Source organism: Mycobacterium sp. Aquia_213 (genome assembly GCF_026625985.1).
GTDB lineage: Bacteria > Actinomycetota > Actinomycetes > Mycobacteriales > Mycobacteriaceae > Mycobacterium.
Window position 1 is genome coordinate 3,210,100 of the sequence record NZ_CP113116.1, and the last position, 20,433, is coordinate 3,230,532.

The window sequence follows — 20,433 nt, forward strand, 5'->3', positions numbered from 1 at the left end:
CGTCACTCGACATCATCCGCTCTGTCGGATTCCAACGCCATAGCGATTAACGCATCGGGGCTCAACGAATCGATGACGTCGTCGTCGACCTCGGGTTCGGACCGTCGGATTTCGGACTCGCCGGCCAGCAGCAAGAGCTTGTCGAGCAGGCCGGTTCGCCGAAGTTCGCGCAGCGGAATTTTTTTCAGTGCCTGCCACGTCTTCTCGTCATCGGAATCTTCGCGGTCGTCGTGCAGCAGTTGATGACGCAGTTGTTCGGCCAGCGCCGACGGGGTGGGAAAGTCAAAGATCAGCGTGCGCGACAAGGCCAACCCGGTAGCGGCCTTGAGCCGGTTGCGAAGTTCGACGCCGGTCAGTGATTCAAAGCCGATGTCGGAAAAGGCGCGCTCGACATCGATGTCACGACTGTTCGAGTGCCCCAACACGGTTGCCGCATGCGCGCACACCAGTTCCACCAGCTGGCGGCGCTGGTCCTCGGGAGCCAGTGCTCGCAGCTGCCCGGCCAGATCCGCCGCCCGGTCGATCAACGGAGCCGGTGCGTCTGCCCGCGAATCCAGCCAAAACCGTTGCCGGGCAAAGCCGTACGTCGGCAACTCGACTCGGCGGCCACCCAGGCCGTTAAGTACCGACCGCCAATCGACCGCCACGCCGCTGACGAATAGTTGCCCGGCCGCGGTCAGTAGCGATTCGATTTCGGGCCGCTCGTCGACCAGCGTCGCCACCGCGGCGGCGTGCTCGGCGTTCAGCGACTGCTCCACCGCGGCGCTCAGGCCGGCCGCCGGGCCCACTTCGACAAAAACGGTGGCGCCCAGCGATTCCGCCAACCGCACCCCATCGACAAAGCGCACCGGGCAGCGCACATGCTCGGCCCAATACTGCGCCGATCCATAGTCAGCACCGGCCAACTGGCCAGTCACGTTGGATACCAAGCCAATCCGCGGCTCGTCGGATTTGATGTCTGCGATCAGCCGGGCAAATTCGTCGATCATGGGCTCGACCAACACCGAATGAAACGCGTGCGACACCGCCAGCCGATGCGCCCGCACCCCCCGCTGCGCCAACCGGTCGGCCACGGCACCCACCGGGACCTCGGCACCCGAAAGCACCACGGAGGAAGGCGCATTGACTGCCGCGATCGCCACACCGTCGGTGAGCAACGGCATCACGTCGTCCTCGCCGGCGGCGACCGCGATCATCACACCGCCGCCCGGCAAGCCCGCCATCAAGCGGCCCCGAGCCGCCACCAGCCGTGCGGCATCGTCAAGGGTGAGTACGCCCGCGACATGCGCTGCGGTGATCTCCCCCACCGAATGGCCCATCACCAGATCGGGTTCGGCTCCCCAGCTTTGCAACAGCGTCGCCAAGGCCACCTCGACGGCAAACAATGCCGGCTGCGCGAACTCGGTATTCGCCAACAGCTCGGGGTCCTGACCCCACATCACGTCGCGCAAACCCGAACGCAGCTGGGCGTCCAACGCGTCGACGGCCTCGTCGAAAGCCCGGGCGAATACCGGAAACCGGTCGTAGAGCTGCCGGCCCATCCCCAGCCATTGCGAGCCTTGGCCGGGAAACACGAACACCGTCTTGCCGGTTCCCCGGGCCCGGCCGGCGACCGCCCCCGACTCCCCGGCGGCCAACCGCGTCAAACCCGCGGTGAGGGCTTCACGATCGCTGCCCACCAGCACCGCCCGGTGTTCGAAAGCCGAACGCGTGGTGGCCAGCGACCACGCCACATCCGTGGTCGTCAATTCTCCGTCGGAGGCGACGTAGGCGGCCAACCGCGCGGCCTGGTTGATCAAGGCTCGCCCCGAACGTGCCGAGAGCATCCACGGCACCGGTGTGACCTGTTGCGCCTCGGCCACAACACTTTCCGGCTGCGCGGGCGCCTCCTCGAGGATCACATGCGCGTTCGTGCCGCCCATTCCGAACGACGACACCCCGGCCCGTCGCAGCCGGCCTTGGTTCGGCCAGGCTGCCAGTGCGGTATTAACCTGCAACCCATGGCTTTTCAGGTCGTTGCCCGGGGCGGTGCCGTCGTAGTGGAGACTTGGCGGGATCTCGGCGTTTTCGACGGCCAGTACCGCTTTGAGCAGGCCCGCGATTCCGGCGGCGCTGCCGGTGTGGCCGATATTGGTTTTCACCGATCCCACCCGAACCGGGCGCTGTTGGCGTGCGGCGAAGATCTCACCGAGTGCCCGCGCTTCGACCGGGTCGCCGACTTCGGTTCCGGTGCCGTGCGCCTCGACGTAATCGATATCGGCGGCGCCCAGCCCGGCGCGGGCGAGCGCCCGGCGGATCACGTCGGCTTGCCCCGGGACCGAGGGCACGGTCTGGCCGGCGGAGCTGTGTCCGGCGTTGCCGACCGCACTGCCCCGGATGACGGCGCGGATTCTGTTTCCGTCCCTGATGGCGGCGGTCAACGGCTTCAACAAGACCATGCCGGCACCCTGCGCCCGCACGTAGCCGTCCGCGCGTCCGTCGAAGGCGTAGGTATGCCCGGACGTCGACATTGCACCGAATTCCGTTTCGAGCATTGCGGTTTCGTCGGCCAGGTTGAGGTGGATCCCGCCGGCGATCGCCAGCGACGACTCGCCCGCGTGCAGGCTCTCGCAGGCGAGATGCACCGCGACCAGGGAAGACGACTGACCGGTATCGACGATCATGCTGGAGCCCTGCAAGCCGAGGGCGTAGGAGATCCGGTTGGCGATCATTGCGCGGCTGACGCCGCCGAACGAGTGATGATCGAGGTTGTCCGCGCCGTCGCGCAGGGTCAGGACCGCGTAGTCGTCGGTCATCGCGCCGAGGAAGATCGAAACCTGTTCGCCCCGCAGGGTTTCCGGCACCAGAAATGCGTCTTCGAAGAGTTCCCACGCCAACTCGAGTGCCATCCGCTGACGTGGGTCCATCGCCCGGGCCTCGCGGGGCGACAGGTTGAAGAAGTCGGCGTCGAACTCGGCGGTATCACCGGGTAGCCGGGTCTCCTCCAGCCCGTCGCGAACCAGATGCCAGAAGTCACGCGGGGTCGCGGCACCGGGCAACCTGCAGGCCAAGCCGATGATCGCGACGTCTGTCGGCGACATCAGGGGCCAAGATCGTCATCGAGGATCGCGAAGAGTTCGCGTTCGGTGGCGGTGGTGATGTCGTCGTCGATAGCGTGCGATTCGCTGGATGTCAGCGGCGGTGGGGTTTCCAGTTCGCTCGCGATGGCCTGGATGCGGGCGGCCAACCGGGTTCTGTCGTCCGGGCTCCAATTGGGTTGGTTGACCAGTGTTTGCAACTCGCGGGCGATGTCGTTGAAACGCGCCAGCTGGTCCGGTCCGCCCGCGGGTGCACTCGGTGTCACGGAGCTGAGCTGTTCGTCGATGTGTTCGGCCAGCGCCGCCGGCGTCGGGAAGTCGAAGATCAGGCTGGGTGAAAGGGTAAGCCCGGTAGCCATTTTGATGCGGTTACGCAGTTCCACCGCGGTCAACGAGTCGAACCCGAGGTCTTGGAACGGCAGCGCAGCCTCGATGTCGGCATTGGACCTGCCGAGAACGGTTGCGGCGTTGGTGCACACCAATTCCACCAACTGGTGGTGTCGCTGCTCGGGACTGAGTCCTTGCAGCCTGCTGGCCAAGCTCGACGTGGACACCGCCGCGTCGGCATCACTGATCAGTCGCCGCCCCGGCCGGGCGACCAGGTCACGCAGCACCGGCGGCACGGCGCCGCCCGCGCCCAGACCCGCCGAGTCGATGCGGGCCGCCACCAGCAGCGGGCGATCGGCAAGCATGGCCTCGTCGAACAGCTGTAGCGCATGCGGGGTGGACAGCGGCGCCAATCCGCCCCGGCTCATCCGGGCTTTGTCGCGATCGCTGAGGTGCTGAGTCAGGCTGCTGGCCTGTTCCCAGAGTCCCCATGCCACCGACAATCCCGCCAGACCGTGGGCTCGCCGGTAGGCGGCCAGGCCGTCGAGGAAACTGTTCGCCGCGGCATAGTTGCCCTGCCCCGGGGAACCCACGATCCCGGCCATCGACGAGAACAGCACGAACGCCGACAGGTCCGCATCCCGCGTGAGCTCGTGCAGGTTCCAGGCGCCGTCCGCCTTGCTCCGCAACACCGCGTCCACTCGATCCGGCGTCAACGACGCGATCAACCCGTCGTCGATCACTCCGGCGGCGTGGAACACGCCCTTGAGCGGGTACTGCGCGGGCAGCTGAGTAAGCACCCCCGCCAACGCATCTCGATCGGCAACATCGCAGGCCACCACCGACACCTCGGCCCCGGCCGCTTTGAGCTGATCCACCAACTCCGCGACGCCCTCGCCATTGGCGCCGCTGCGGCTGACCAACACCACATGGGCCACCCCATAGCGGGCCACCAGATGTGCGGCCACCGCGGAGCCGGCCATCCCGGTGCCCCCGGTGATCAGCACGCTGCCACCGGCCAGGCCGCCGCCCGAACTCGCCAGCACCGGATCGTCGGGGCCATCCGGCAGCGTCAGCACCACCTTGCCGATTTGACGGGCCTGACTGACGAACCGATACGCGGCCGACGCGCATCGCACGTCAAACGTTTTGACCGGCAACGGCTTCAACACGCCGGCGCCGAACAGTTCGAGCAGGTCGGCGAGCATCGATGCGATGTGGTCGGGGCCAGCCTCCATCAGGTCGAAGGCCCGGTACATCACGCCCGGAGCCATCGAGGCGGGGTCGCGAAGGTCGGTCTTGCCCATCTCGATGAACCGTCCGCCGCCGACCAGCAACCGCAGCGACGCGTCGAGAAAGTCTCCGGCCAGCGAGTTGAGCACCACGTCGACGCCGGCGCCGCCGGTGGCGGCGAGAAACTTCTCCTCGAAATCCAGCGTTCGGGTATCGCCGATGTGGTCGTCGTCAAACCCCATCGCGCGCAACGTGTCCCACTTGCCGCGGCTCGCGGTGGCGAACACCTCCGCGCCCCAGTGCCGGGCCAGCTGCACCGCGGCCATGCCCACCCCGCCGGTGGCGGCGTGCACCAGCACCCGCTCGCCGGCCTTCAGCCCGGCCAGCGCCGACAATCCGTACAAGGCGGTCAGGAACACCACCGGCACGCTCGCGGCTTGGGGCAGCGACCATCCCGCGGGCACCGTGGTCACCAGCCGCGCATCCACCACCGCCTCGGAACCAACAACCCCCACCAAGCCCAGCACCGCATCGCCGACGGCGAGGCCTTCAACGCCGGGGCCGACCTCGAGCACCACCCCCGCGCCCTCGGCGCCGAGTTCGCCGCCACCGGGATACATCCCCAACGCCACCAACACATCCCGGAAATTCACCCCGACCGCGGCCATCGCCACCCGCACCTGCCCGACCGCCAGCTCCGTCGGCCCGGCCGGAGCAACCACGACGTCTTCCAAGGTGCCGCCGCCACCCGCGGCCAATCGCCAGCCGCCGGCCGGCAACTCCAGCACCGCGCCGGCCCCGACGGCACCCAGCCGCGCCGCATGCGCGACGCCGGAACGCACCACCAATTGCGGTTCGCCACAGGCAATGACCTCGGCGACGTCCAACGACCCGTCCGAATCGACCAGCACCACCCGGCCCGGCTGCTCGGCCTGCGCCGAACGCACCAACCCCCATACCGCCGCACCCGCCAAATCCGTGACATCCTCACCGGACAGCCCGACCGCACCATGAGTCAGCACAACGAACGGCCCCGCATCGCTGCCGGCCAGCCACGACTGCAGCACACCCAACGCCTCATGAGTGGCCGCATAGACCGACCCGATCGCGTCACCGGAGCTCGGCTCCCACACCGTCAGACCCTCGGCGGCAACAGCGTTGGGCTCCAACGACACCGGGGACCAGGTGACTTCGTACAGTCCGCCACCGCCACCGGCTGCGGCCGCCAAGGCGGCCGATAGCGCGCCGATCGAGATCGGCCGAACCACCAACTCCCGCACCGACAACACCGGCAGGCCTGTCGCATCCGCCAAATCCACCGACACCGCCCCGGTACCCGCCGGCGCGATCCGCACCCGAACCCGGGATGCCCCGGCGGCATGCAAACACACTCCCTGCCAGGAGAACGGCAGCATCGTCGAATCGCCACCCTCGGCGATCCCCCAGGCATGCAACGCGGCGTCCAGCACGACGGGATGAATCCCGAAGCCGCTCATGGTCACACCGTCGCCGGCACTTACTTCGGCAAAGACCTCTTGCCCGCGCCGCCACAGGGTTCGAAGACCGCGGAATGCCGGCCCGTAGTCGTAGCCCCGCGCCGCCAACACGTCGTACACGTCGCCGGCCTCGACCACGGAAGCCCCGACCGGCGGCCACACCGACAAGTCCGCCGCGGGTTCGGGCGGCACGGCACTCAACGCGCCCTGCGCGTGCAGCACCCAGACCGAATCCATCGCCGCTCCACGCGAATACACCCACACGGCCCGAGACCCGGACTCCCCTGCGGCATCCACGACGACCTGCACGCGAGCCGCGCCGCCCGGCGGTAATACCAACGGCGCCAACAACGTCAGCTCATCCACCACCGAACAGCCGACCTCGTCGCCGGCCCGCAAAGCCAGCTCGACGAACCCGGCGCCGGGGAACAACACCACGCCGTCGACGACGTGATCGGCCAGCCATGGCGATCCGCTCACCGACAGCGAGCCCGTCAGCACCACGCCGCCGGAGTCGGGCCGCTCCACCACCGCGCCCAGCAACGGATGCGCGGCGCGGGTCAAACCGACGCTGCCCACATTGCCCGATCCCACCGAACCAAGGGGAAGCCAGAATCGTTGCCGGACAAACCCATACGTGGGTAGGTCGACCCGGCGCCCGTCGCCGACCGCGGCGGGCCAATCGGCTGTCACGCCGATCGTGAACAAATGCCCGAGCGCACAGAGCGCCGACTCCGCTTCTGAGCGGTCTTTGGCCAGCGTGACGACCGATGTCGCCTGCTCGGTGGTCAACGACTGCTCCACGGCAGCGGTGAGACCGCGACCGGGACCGACTTCCACGAAGACCCGGGCGCCCAACGACTCCGCGGCCCGCACCCCGTCAGCGAAACGGACCGGCTGGCGCACGTGTTCGACCCAGTATTGGGGCGATCCGTAGCCGGGCCCGGCCAGTTGTCCAGTCAGGTTGGACACCAAGCCTATTCGCGGCGGCGAGGCCGACACCCCGGCGACCAGTTGCGCGAATTCCTCGAGCATCGGCTCCATCAGCGCGGAATGAAACGCGTGCGATACCGCCAGCCGGTGCACCCGCCGGCCCTGCTGTGCGAGCCCGTCGGCCACTGCGGTGACCGCCGCATCGGGGCCCGAAATCACCACGCCGTTGGGCGCATTCACCGCCGCCAGATTCACGTCGGCGGTCAGCAGCGGCGCTACTTCGGCTTCGCTCGCGGCGACCGCGACCATCGCGCCTCCGGGCGGCAACGCCGCCATCAACCGACCGCGCCCCGCAACCACTTTGGCCGCATCGGCAAGCGACAACACGCCCGCCACGTGTGCCGCGGTGATCTCGCCCACGGAATGGCCGGTGACCACGTCAGGGAGCACGCCCCAATGCCGCAGCAACGCGGCCAACGCCACCTCGACGGCGAACAGCGCCGACTGTGCGAACTCCGTGCTCTGCAGCAGTTCGGCGTCCTCGCCCCAGATCACCTGCCGCAGCGGTAACCGCAGATGCGGATCCAGCGCGGCGAGCGCTTCGTCAAACGCCCGCGCATACACCGGGAAGCGGTCGTAGAGCTGCTGGCCCATCCCCAGCCACTGCGACCCTTGGCCGGGAAACACGAACACGGTCTTGCCCGCCGAGCGGACCCGGCCTACCGCCACACCCGCGCCCGGTTCACCCGCGGCCAGCTCGCTCAATCCGGCGATCAGACGGTCCCGGTCCGCGCCGACCACCACTGCCCGATGGTCAAACACCGCCCGCGTCGTCACCAGGGACCAGGCCACGTCCACCGGGTTGAGTTTCGCGTCACCGGACAGGCGCGCCAGCAACCGCTTGGCCTGATTGGCCAAGGCCTGATCGGAGCGAGCCGACAGCACCCACGCCGTCTGGATCGAATCCGGTTCGGCAGCAATGTCTTCGGCCTCCGGAGCGGGCGGCTGTTCGATGATCACATGGGCGTTGGTCCCGCTTATCCCGAACGACGACACCCCGGCGCGGCGCGGCCCGTCCCCGCTCGGCCACGGCCGCGACTCCGTCAGCAACGACACCGCACCCGCGGACCAATCCACGTGCGGGGACGGCACATCCACGTGCAGACTCTGCGGCAGCACCCCGTGTTGGATCGCCTCGATCATCTTGATGACCCCGGCCACGCCCGCGGCGGCCGAGGTGTGGCCGATGTTCGATTTGATCGACCCCAACCACAGCGGACGGTCCGCCGGCCGATCCTGGCCATAGGTCGCCAACAACGCTTGCGCCTCAATCGGATCACCCAGCACGGTTCCCGTGCCGTGGCCCTCCACCACGTCGACGTCCGCCGCGGTCAGTCCCCCGCTGGCCAGCGCCGTGCGGATCACGCGTTGCTGCGAGGGCCCGTTCGGAGCGGTCAGCCCGTTCGAGGCGCCATCCTGATTGACGGCGGTACCGCGCACGATCGCCAACACCGGGTGGCCGGCTCGGCGCGCGTCGGCCAGCCGCTCCACCACCAGGACGCCGGCGCCTTCCGACCAGGCGGTGCCGTCGGCGGCCCCGGCGTACACCTTGCAGCGGCCATCGGGGGCCAGCGCGCGCTGCCGGCTGAATTCGACGAAGGCGGCCGGCGTGGCCATCACCGTGACGCCGCCGACCAGGGCCAGGTCGCATTCACCCGATCGCAACGACTGCGCGGCCAGATGCAGCGCCACCAACGACGACGAACACGCCGTATCCACCGACACCGCCGGGCCTTCCAGACCCAGCACATACGACACCCGGCCCGAGGTCACACTCAACGTCGAGCCGGTGAGCCCGTAGCCCTCCAGCTCGCCTTCCACCTGCCCGCCGTAGCCGGCATGGATCACACCGGCGAACACACCCGTCGCCGAACCCCGCAATCCCAGCGGGTCAACTCCCGCGCGCTCCAAGGCTTCCCAGGACAACTCCAGCATCAACCGTTGCTGTGGGTCCATCGCCAGCGCTTCGCTGGGGCCGACGCCGAAGAACCCGGCATCGAAATCGCCCGCGTCGGCCAGAAATGACCCCTGCCGCACATACATCTTGCCCGGGGCATCGGGGTCGGCGTCGAACAGCCCCGCTACGTCCCAACCCCGATCCGGGGGAAAGTCCGACACCGCATCGCGGCCCTCAACCACCATGTCCCACAATGCTTCCGGCGAATCCACTCCGCCCGGATACCGGCATGCCATGCCGACCACCGCCACCGGCTCGGACAGCTTGCCTTCCAGCTCCGCCACCCGCCGCCGCGTGCGCCGCAGATCCGCGGTGAGCCGCTTCAGGTAATCAAGGTGTTTGTCGGTGTCCGACACGGGCGCTCCTTGGCGTCTTACGAGCCGAGTTCTTCGTCGAGGATGGCGAACAGTTCGCTCTCGCTGGCACTGTGGATGTCCTCGTCATCGGCTTCCTGCTGGTCGTATGGATCCAGTTGGGCGCTGAGCGTGGTCAGCAGCGTCTGGATGCGGGTGGTCAGGTGCGTCTTGTCCACGGGCTGCCACTCGGGTTGGTTCAGCAGCGTTTGCAGCTCCCGGGTGATGTCGTTGAAGCGGGCCATCAGGTTGGGCTGCTCGGCGGGAGTGGTCGCAACCACCAGCCGGGTGTCGAGGTGTTCGGCCAGCACGATCGGTGTCGGATAGTCGAAGATCAGCGTCGGCGAAAGGGTAAGCCCGCTAGCGGTTTTGAGCCGGTTGCGCAGTTCGACGGCGGTCAGTGAGTCGAACCCGAGGTCTTGGAAGACGCTTGCCGCGTTGATGTCCGCGGCGTTGGGACGGCCCAGCACGGTGGCGGCGTTGCGGCAGACCAGGTCCACCAGTTCGCTGTGTCGCTGTTCGGCCGACAGACTCTGCAGGCGGGCGACGAGGCTGGTCATCGACGCCGACGTGGTGTCGGACTCGTCGATGACGCGCCGGATGGGGCGGGCGACGAGCTGACTCAGCAGCGGAGGCAGCGTGGCGCCGTTGTCCGCCAGCGCGCCGGGGTCGATGCGCGCGGCGACCACCGCGGGACGGTCGGCCAGCATCGCGGTATCGAAAAGTCGCAGGGCCTGCTCGGTTGCCATGGGCGCGAGCCCGATTCGACTCATCCGCGCCTTGTCGCGTTCGTCGAGGTGTTGGGTCATGCCGCTGGCCTGTTCCCAGAGCCCCCAGGCCACCGACAACCCCGCCAGGCCCCGGGCACGCCGAGAGGCGGCCAACTCGTCGAGGAAGCTGTTTGCCGCCGCGTAGTTGCCCTGGCCCGGGGAACCCACGATCCCGGCCATCGAAGAGAACATCACGAACGCCGACAGATCCATGTCGCGGGTCAGCTCGTGCAGGTTCCAGGCGCCGTCGACCTTCGCCCGCAGCACCGTGTCCATTCGCTGCGGCGTCAAGGAGGCGATCAACCCGTCGTCGAGCACCCCAGCGGCGTGGAACACGCCCTTGAGCGGATACTGCGCGGGCAACTCAGCGATCAACGCCGCCAAGGCATCCCGATCGGCCACATCGCAGGCCGCCACCGACACCTGGGCACCGGCGTCGGTGAGCCGCTTCGTCAGCTCCGCAACCCCGGCTCCGTGGCCGCCGCTGCGGCTAGCCAACACCACATGGGCCACCCCATAGCGGGCCACCAGATGTGCGGCCACCGCGGAGCCGGCCATCCCGGTGCCCCCGGTGATCAGCACGCTGCCACCGGCCAGGCCGCCGCCCGAACCCGTGAGCACCGCGTCGCCGGGACCGTCGGGAATGGTCAGCACCACCTTGCCGGTGTGGCGGGCCTGGCTGACGAACCGATATGCCGACGAGGCATTTCGCACATCAAATGCCTTGACTGGCAATGGTTTCAACACGCCGGTGTCAAACAACGCCATCAGGTCGGAGAGCATGGTCGAGGTGAGATCTGGGCCGGCCTCGATCAGGTCGAAGGCCCGGTACATCACGCCCGGAGCCATCGAGGCGGGGTCGCGAAGGTCGGTCTTGCCCATCTCGATGAAACGTCCGTCGCCGACCAGCAACCGCAACGAGGCGTCGAGAAACTCCCCGGCCAGCGAATTGAGCACCACATCGACCCCGGCGCCGCCGGTGCTGGCCAGAAACTTCTCCTCGAAATCCACGCTCCGGGTATCGCCGATGTGGTCGTCGTCAAACCCCATCGCGCGCAACGTGTCCCACTTGCCGCGGCTCGCGGTGGCGAACACCTCGGCACCCCAGTGCCGGGCCAACTGCACGGCCGCCATCCCTACCCCGCCGGTGGCGGCGTGCACCAGTACCTTGTCCCCGGCCTTGACGCCGGCCAGCACCGACAATCCGTAGAGGGCGGTCAAGAACACCACCGGCACGCTCGCGGCTTGGGGCAGCGACCATCCCGCGGGCACCGTGGTCACCAGTCGCGCGTCCACGATTGCCTCGGAACCGACGACCCCCAACAAGCCCATCACGGCGTCGCCGACGCAAAGTCCTTGGACGCCGGGACCGACCTCGACGATCACGCCGGAGCCCTCGACGCCGAGCTCGCCGCCGCCGGGATACATCCTCAACGCCACCAACACATCCCGGAAATTCACCCCGACCGCGGCGACCGCCACCCGCACCTGCCCGGCCGCCACCTCCGCACGAGGGAGCGGACGTACCACCAGATCCTCCAGGGTGCCGCCGCCGCCGACGCTCATTCGCCACTGTCCGGCCGGCAGCGTCGCCACCGACCGCGACGGGGTCAGTCGCGCGCCGTGCGCGACGCCGGAGCGCACCACCAATTGCGGTTCGCCACAACCGGCGACGTCGGCGATGTCCAACGATCCGTCGGAATCGACCAGCACCACCCGGCCGGGCTGCTCGGCCTGCGCCGAACGCACCAACCCCCACACCGCGGCGCCCGCCAAATCCGCGACGTCTTCACCGGCCAGCCCTACCGCATCATGAGTCAGCACGACCAGCACCCGCGCGTCGTCCCCCGCCAGCCACGACTGCAGCACGCCCAACGCCTCATGCGTGGCCGTGTACACCGATTCGACCGTGTCACCGGAGCTCGGCGACCACACCGTCAGGTCGTCGCCGCCAATACCATTGGGCGGCAAGGAGACCGGCGACCAGGTCACCTCCAGCAGCCCACCGCCGGCCCGGGGCGCGGAGGCCACCGCCGTCAGCTGGGCCGCCGAGACGGGCCGAACCACCAACTCGCGCACCGACAGAATCGGCAGGCCGGCTCCGTCGGCCAGGTCGACCGACACCGCGCTCACGCCCACCGGTGCTATCCGCACCCGCGCCCGGGACGCCCCGGCGGCATGCAAACACACTCCCTGCCAGGAGAACGGCAGCATGGTCTCGGCCTGGTCGCCGACGACTCCCATCGCGTGCAGCGCGGCATCGACGAGAACCGGATGGATTCCGAAACCGTCGACCTTCACTCCGGCGACCTCGGGCACGGCGACTTCGGCGAAGACCTCGTTGCCCAGCCGCCACATGGCCTGCAGGCCTTGAAACGCCGGACCGTACTGGTAGCCCCGCCCGGTCAGTTGCTGGTACGCGTCGGCGACGTCCACCGCGACCGCGCCGACCGGGGGCCATACCGACAAGTCCGCAGCCCGATTGTCCGCGGCCGTGCTCAACGCGCCCTCGGCATGTAATGCCCATTCCGAATCAGGTTGCATGCCACGTGAATACACCGACACCGATCGGCGGCCCGAACTACCCGCGGCACCCACCACGACCTGCACCTGAACCCCGTCGGACGCCGGCAACAGCAGCGGCGCCGACAGCGTCAACTCGTCGACGACGGAACAGCCAACCTCGTCGCCGGCCCGCAACGCCAGTTCCACGAACCCGGCGCCGGGGAACAACACCACGCCGGCCACCGCGTGATCGGTCAGCCACGGCTGTGCCGCCAGCGACAGCCGGCCGGTCAGCACCACCGCACCGGAATCGGGCCGCTGCACCACCGCGCCCAGCAAGCCGTGTTCGGCCCCGGCCAAACCCAATCCGCCCAGGTCGCTGCCACCAATGCCCAACGGCGGCAACCAGAATCGACGGCCCTGGAATGCATACGTCGGCAACGCGACTTGGCGGGCGCCAGAAAACACCGAACGCCAATCCACCGCCACACCCGCGGCGTGGGCCTGACCCGCGGACAACCAGAACCTGTCCAGCCCGCCATCGTCACGGCCCAGCGACGGAATCACGATGGCATCGGCGAGATTCCGATCGGTGACGGTGTCTTCGATGCCGGCGACCAGCACCGGATGCGGGCTGGACTCGATGAACACCCGATAACCGGCATCGCTCGCGGTCCGCACGGCCTGCTCGAATTGCACGGTCTGCCGGATGCTGCGGAACCAGTAGTCGGCGTTCAGTCCCGCGGTGTCGACGGGTTCGCCGGTGACGGTGGAGAAGAAAGTGACGGACGACGATCTCGGCTCGATGCCGCTCAAGGCCTTCGCGAGCGGCTCGCGAATCGCGTCGATCTGCGCCGAGTGCGAGGCATAGTCCACGTCGATCCGGCGGGCACGCACGTCCGCACTCTCGCACCGGCGCATCAACTCCTCGAGGGCATCCACCTCACCGGAGACGACGATTGCCGAAACACCATTGACCGCAGCGATATTCAGGCGATCACCGGCGGGTGCCAACAGATCACGCGCCTGCGTCAGGCCGCACGCCAGCGAGACCATGCCCCCGGCCCCGGACAGCTGCACCAGCAGCCGGCTGCGCAGCGCCACCACCCGCGCGGCATCTTCCAACGACAGCGCACCGGCGACGTATGCCGCCGCGATCTCGCCCTGTGAGTGGCCGATGACCGCATCGGGATGCACACCCACCGAGCGCCACAGTTCGGCCAGCGACACCATCATCGCCCAGAGCACCGGCTGCACCACGTCAACCCGATCGAGTCCCGGGGCACCCGCCGCGCCTCGGATCACATCGATCAGCGACCACTCCACGTACTCACCGAGCGCCTTCTCGCACCGGTTCAGCTGCTCGGCGAATACCGGTGAGCTGTCCAGTAATTGAGCTCCCATGCCGATCCATTGCGAGCCCTGTCCGGGAAACACGAACACCGTCTTGCCGACGGCCTGCGCGCGACCCACCGCGACGTTGGCACCCGGCTCGCCGGCGGCCAGCCCGGCCAGCCCCGCGATCAGCTCGTCGCGGGCGCCGACGACCACCGCCCGATGCTCGAACACCGAGCGGGTCGACACCAGCGACCACCCGACGTCGGCCACACCGAGCTGCGGATCGGCCTGCACGTGCGCCAGCAGCCGCTGCGCTTGGCCCGCCAGTGCCTCGGCGGACCGGGCAGACAACACCCACGGAGCTATTGGCATGTCGCTATCGGGCGGCGCGCCAACGTTTTCCGCCGGCAAATCCTGCATGGGGGCTTGTTCCACGATCACATGCGCGTTGGTCCCGCTGATCCCGAACGACGACACCCCGGCCCGGCGGGGCCGATCCACCGGCGGCCACGACCGCTGATCGGTCAGCAGCGACACCGCTCCCGCCGACCAATCCACGTGCGGCGTAGGCACATCCACGTGCAGCGTCTTTGGCATCACGCCGTGTTGCATCGCCTGCACCATCTTGATCACACCGGCGACGCCCGCCGCCGCCGACGTGTGGCCCATGTTCGACTTGATCGAGCCCAGCCACAGCGGCTGCTCGGCCGGGCGGTCCTGCCCGTAGGTCGCCAAGATCGCCTGGGCTTCGATCGGGTCGCCCAGCGTGGTGCCGGTCCCGTGCCCCTCGACCAGATCCACGTCCGCCGTACCCAGCCGCGCACTCTCCAGTGCGGCCCGGATCACCCGCTGCTGCGCCGGCCCGTTGGGCGTCGCCAACCCGTTGGAGGCGCCGTCCTGATTGACCGCGGAACCCCGCACCACCGCCAAGACCCGATGCCCCAACCGCCGCGCATCGGCCAGCCGCTCCACCACCAGCGCGCCGACGCCCTCGGAGAAACCGGTTCCGTCGGCGGCACCGGCATACGCCTTGCATCGACCATCGGTGGACAGCGCCCGCTGCCGGCTGAACTCGACGAACATCGCCGGGGTGGCCATCACGGTCACGCCGCCGACCAGGGCGACATCGCACTCGCCGGAACGCAGCGACCGCGCGGCCAGGTGCAAGGCCACCAGCGACGACGAGCACGCCGTGTCCACGGACACCGCCGGGCCCTCCAGCCCCAGTGAGTACGCGACCCGCCCCGACGCGACACTCAGCGTCGAACCGCGCAGCCCGTACCGCTCCAGGTCACCGGGGACGCGGCCCTGGCCCCCATACGAGCCGTGGAAGATGCCGACAAACACACCCGTGGGCGAACCTCGCAGCGTGACCGGGTCGATCCCGGCCCGCTCCAACGCCTCCCACGACACTTCCAGCAACAGGCGCTGCTGTGGGTCCATCGCCAGCGCCTCGCTGGGGGCGATTCCGAAGAACGCGGCATCGAAATCGGCGACATCCGAGAGGAATCCGCCGCAGCGGTTGTACGACTTGCCGGTCGCGTCGGGATCGGGATCGAACAGGTCGGCCAGATCCCACCCGCGGTCGGCCGGAAAGTCGGTCACGACGTCGCGGCCCTCAACGACCATCTCCCACAAGGCCTCCGGGGAGTCCACTCCGCCCGGATACCGGCAGGCCATTCCCACCACGGCCACCGGCTCGGTCGCTTCCTTGGTTAGCAAAGCCAGGTACTCGCGGTTCTCTCGCTTCAGCCGCTCGTTTTCCTTGAGCGACGCGCGGAGGGCCTTGACCAGCTCTTCAGGAGTGCTATTCATGCAACCTGGCCTTCCGTGCTGCCCGACCGAACGGGCAAAGCTGCGTAATCGCGCTTATCTGCAAGATATCGGCATCCCGGAAACGCGAACTCAACGGTTCGGCTGACCGCCTTCATTCGCTCCGCCGATCATCAATGCCAGCGCAGCAATACGAGCTCCGAGCAGAAGCCGGGCCCCATCGCGAGCATCAGGCCCGGGCTTCCGCTGGGCGGCTTCTTGGCGATGGTGTCGCGCAGGACATGCAGCACCGACGCCGACGAGAGGTTGCCGATCTCGCCGAGCGATCGCCACGTCAGTTCCAGGGCGTCCGGGGGCAGGCTCAGTGCCGCGGTGATCGCCTCGATCACCTTGGGACCGCCGGGGTGGCTGACAAAGGCGCCGATGTCCGTCGCGGTCAGGCCGTGCGCCCCGAGAAACTCGGTGACGTCGTCTTCGATGTATTGCTCGACGACCGCCGCGACGTCCTTCGACAGCACCAGCTCGAAGCCCTCGGTGCCGACGTCGTAGCCCATCGTGCGCAACGAATCCGGGTACAGATGGCTGCGCGAATCCAGCACGTCGGGGCCGCCGGCGCCGATCTGCGCGGCGCGATTCTCGCCGACGGCAACAACCGACGCGGCGCCGTCAGCAAACAGCGCGCTGCCGACCAGACCGGCCAGCGAGGGCTTGTATCCCGGGTAGGTCAGCGAGCAGAGCTCGACGGAGATCAGCGCGGCCACGCCATCCGGGTCGCCGCGCAGATAGTCGTTCAGCCGGGCCACACCGGCCGCCCCGGCCACGCAACCCAGGCCGAACAGCGGCACCCGCCGCACATCGTCGCGCAGCCCGAGCCGCCCGGCGATCCGGGCGTCGATGGACGGGACCGCCAACCCGGTGACCGTCGTCGTGATCAGCACGTCGAGGTCGCTCGGTTTGAGGCCCGCGTCGTCCAGCGCGCCGGACAGCGCCTCGCAGCCCAGCTCAACGGCGTTGTCGATGTAGATCTGGTTGGCCATACCGAAGTCGGTCAGCCGGGGATAGCGCTCCAGCGGGATGACCAGATGGCGGCTGTTGACCTTGGCGCTGGTGTGCAGCTGCCGGACGATGTCCTCGTAGTCCTCAAACCCCGGAATGCTGAGGAAAAAGTCGGTGAGTTCGCGCTGGGAATAGCGATACGGCGGCAACGCGCCGGATACGCCTGCGATGACGCTCATTGGTCCCACCCCTTGGTGACGAACATGCAGGTCGACGGGTTCAACCCAGTGGCTACGAGCTGCTAGTTTATTCCTCCTTCGCCAGCGGCGCCGCAATAAGCCGCTGACCTGAGAGAATGGCCACAGCAAAGTGTGGTTCCGCGGCGCGAGTCAGCCTTCGAACTGTTCGGCCAGCCGCAACCGCAGCTGAGCAGAGCTGTCCAGGACGCCGCGCAATTGGACGGCGACCTGCCCGGGCGAGGTGCCGCCGCGGGCGTCGCGGGACGACACCGACCCCTCGACGGTCAGCACCTCACGGACCTGGGGCGTCAGCTCGGGGCTGATGGCCGCCAGCTCGTCGTCGGTCAGCTCCTCAAGCCCGACACTGCGGCCCTCGGCGGCGCGCACGGCGGCACCCGCGGCCTCGTGGGCCGACCGAAATGGCACTCCCTGGCGGACCAGCCACTCGGCGATGTCGGTGGCCAGCGTGTAGCCGGCCGGCGCCAGCTCCGCCATGCGCTCGACGTGGAACGTCAGGCTGCCCACCAGCCCGGCCATCGCCGGCAACAACAGCTCCAGCTGGGCCACCGAATCGAACACCGGCTCCTTGTCTTCCTGCAGGTCACGGTTGTAGGCCAGCGGCAGCGCCTTCAGCGTCGCCAGCAGGCCGGCCAGGTTCCCGATCAGCCGCCCCGACTTACCGCGGGCCAGTTCGGCGATGTCCGGGTTCTTCTTCTGCGGCATGATCGAGCTGCCGGTCGACCAGGAATCGTGCAGCGTGACGTAGCCGAACTCCGTCGAGCTCCAGATGATGATGTCCTCGGCCAGCCGGGACAGGTCCACGCCGATCATGGCCAACACGAACGCCGCCTCGGCAGCAAAGTCCCGGGCGGCGGTGGCGTCGACGGAATTGGCGGCGGCGGCCGTGAAACCCAGGTCCGCGGCGATCGCGTCGGGATCCAGGCCCAGCGACGACCCGGCCAGCGCTCCGGAGCCGTAGGGCGAGATCGCCGCGCGCTTGTCGAAGTCGGCGATGCGGTCCACGTCGCGCAGCAACGGGTGGGCGTGCGCGAGCAGGTGATGGGCCAGCAGGATCGGCTGGGCGGACTGCATGTGCGTCTTGCCGGGCATGACCGCCGTCGGATGGGCTTCGGCCTGGGCGGCCAGCGCAGCCACGACGTCCAGCGCCCCGGCGGCGACCCGGCGCACCGCGTCGCGCAGCCACATCCGGAACAGCGTGGCCACCTGGTCGTTGCGGGACCGGCCGGCCCGCAGCCGGCCACCCAAGTCGGGCCCGACCCGGTCGATCAGCCCCCGCTCCAGCGCGCCGTGCACGTCCTCGTCGGTCACCAGCGGGCCGAAACTGCCGTCGGCGATGTCCTCGGCGAGGCTGTCCAGCCCGACCAGCAGGCCGTCGCGCTGTTCCTCGGTGAGCAGGCCGGCCCGGAACAGCACGATGGTGTGCGCGCGCGACGCGATGATGTCGTAGGGCGCCAGCACCCAGTCGAAGTGGGTGGACTTGCTCAGCGCGGCCAGCGCGTCAGACGGACCGTCGGCGAACCGCCCGCCCCACAGCGAACCCTCGCGAGTGCTCACTGTTCTTCGGCGGCTTTTTCACCGGAAACCAAGTCCCGGCGGGCGGCGAGCTTGGAGGACAGGCCGTGCACGTAGACGAAACCCTTCGCCTTCGACTGGTCGAAGGTGTCGCCCTCGTCGTAGGTGGCCAGGTTGAAGTCGTACAGCGATTCCGCGCTGCGCCGACCATTGACCGCAATGTGCCCGCCGTGCAACACCAATCGGATTTCGCCGGACACGTGTTCCTGCGTCTTGGCGACGAACGACTCCAGCGCGATCTTCAGCGGCGAGTACCACAGTCCGTCGTACACCAGCTCGCCCCAACGCTGGTCGGTCTGCCGTTTGAACCGGGCCAGCTCGCGCTCCAGCGTGACGTGTTCGAGTTCGGTGTGGGCGGTGATCAGCACCATCGCGCCGGGCGCCTCGTAGATTTCGCGGCTCTTGATGCCCACCAGCCGGTCCTCGACGACGTCGAGGCGCCCGACGCCCTGGGCGCCGGCGCGCGCGTTGAGTTCCTCGATGGCTCCCAGCACCGTCACCGGCTTGCCGTCGATCGAGACCGGCACACCGCGCTCGAATCCGATGATCACCTCGTCGGGCGTGCTCCAGTTGAGCGTGGGGTCTTCGGTGTAGGAGTAGACGTCCTTGGTGGGCGCGTTCCAAAGGTGTTCCAGGAAGCCGGTTTCCACCGCGCGGCCCCACACGTTCTGGTCGATCGAGAACGGCGAACGCTTGCTGACGTTGATCGGGATGTCGTTCTCTTCGGCGAACGCGATCGCCTTCTCCCGTGTCCACGCGTAGTCGCGGACCGGCGCCAGCACCTCCAAATCCGGTGCCAGCGAAGCGAATCCGACCTCGAACCGGACCTGGTCGTTGCCCTTGCCGGTACAGCCGTGCGCCACGATGCCGCCACCGTGCTCGCGGGCGGCGGCGACCAGGTGCTTGACGATCAGTGGCCGGCTGATCGCCGACACCAGCGGGTAGCGATCCATGTAGAGCGCGTTGTTCAGGATGGTGGGCAGGCAGTACCCGTCCGCGAACTCGTCGCGGGCATCGACGACGACCGCCTCGACCGCGCCGCAGTCCAGCGCGCGCTGCCGAATGACGTCCATGTCCTCGCCGCCCTGGCCGAGGTCGATCGCGACCGCCACGACCTCACGGCCGGTCTCCTTGCCTATCCAGCTGATCGCCACCGAGGTGTCCAGACCGCCGGAATACGCCAGGATGACGCGCTCTGACATGAATCAATCTCCAAACTATTTGAGGTTTTCCAGAGTTCGGGCCAGCTCGGCGCCGGTCATCGGCTCCCGAGCGGCCACGAAGAGAGTGTCATCACCGGCGATGGTGCCGACGACGTACGGTAGCGCCGCACGATCGATTGCGCTGGCTAAATAGTCAGCTGCGCCCGGCGGAGTTCGCAGCACGGCCAGGTTCGCGCTGGCATCCGTGGACACCAGCAGCTCGCTCAGCAGCCGCGACAGCCGCGCGGTGCCCCCGGACACGCCGCGCACCGGGCTGCCGTCCTCCGGGACAATGTAGACCCCGACGCCGCCGTCGGCGCCGCGCAGCTTCACCGCGCCGAGCTCTTCGAGATCGCGCGACAGGGTGGCCTGGGTGACGTCGATGCCCTCGTCGGCCAGCCGTACCGCCAGCTCGCTCTGGCTGCTGATCGACGACGACGACAGGATCGCCACGATGCGGGCCTGCCGCCCTGCCCGGGTGGTCTCGGCGGTGGCCTTGCTCCGCGTCATTGCGCCGCTCCTCCGCATCGCTGCGTCCCCCGCAAGCGGGAGGTGCCCCCACTGCATCGTCGACGGCGCGG

7 protein-coding genes and 1 pseudogene are annotated in these 20,433 nt (G+C 68.6%); all 8 read right to left on the minus strand.

Annotation, left to right across the window (positions count from 1 at the left end; all coding sequences use genetic code 11):
- Positions 1-2 precede the first annotated feature (2 nt).
- Positions 3-3,080, minus strand: coding sequence for a type I polyketide synthase (locus LMQ14_RS15085; RefSeq protein ID WP_267730389.1), 3,078 nt, complete (start codon positions 3,078-3,080; stop codon positions 3-5).
- Positions 3,080-9,439, minus strand: a complete 6,360-nt coding sequence (locus LMQ14_RS15090) for a type I polyketide synthase (protein ID WP_267730390.1) — start codon at positions 9,437-9,439, stop codon at positions 3,080-3,082. Before LMQ14_RS15090 ends, LMQ14_RS15085 begins: the two co-directional genes overlap by 1 nt.
- 17 nt (positions 9,440-9,456) lie before the next feature.
- Positions 9,457-15,864, minus strand: coding sequence for a type I polyketide synthase (locus LMQ14_RS15095; RefSeq protein ID WP_267730391.1), 6,408 nt, complete (start codon positions 15,862-15,864; stop codon positions 9,457-9,459).
- 131 nt (positions 15,865-15,995) lie between these two features.
- Entirely contained in the window at positions 15,996-17,057 is a 1,062-nt protein-coding gene (locus LMQ14_RS15100) for a type III polyketide synthase (protein ID WP_267730392.1), read from the minus strand.
- Positions 17,058-17,207: 150 nt separating this feature from the next.
- Positions 17,208-18,632, minus strand: a complete 1,425-nt coding sequence (argH, locus tag LMQ14_RS15105) for an argininosuccinate lyase (protein WP_267730393.1) — start codon at positions 18,630-18,632, stop codon at positions 17,208-17,210.
- Positions 18,629-19,852 (minus strand): argininosuccinate synthase, encoded by a 1,224-nt coding sequence (locus LMQ14_RS15110; protein WP_267730394.1) that lies wholly within the window; start codon positions 19,850-19,852, stop codon positions 18,629-18,631. The genes argH and LMQ14_RS15110 overlap by 4 nt, the downstream gene beginning before the upstream one ends.
- A gap of 15 nt (positions 19,853-19,867) precedes the next feature.
- A complete protein-coding gene (locus tag LMQ14_RS15115) occupies positions 19,868-20,362 on the minus strand; it encodes an arginine repressor (RefSeq protein WP_267730395.1) in 495 nt (164 codons plus the stop codon).
- A gap of 1 nt (position 20,363) precedes the next feature.
- Positions 20,364-20,432 (minus strand): annotated as a pseudogene (locus tag LMQ14_RS28280) (16S rRNA (guanine(966)-N(2))-methyltransferase RsmD); the annotation flags it as partial.
- Between the last annotated feature and the right edge of the window lies 1 nt (position 20,433).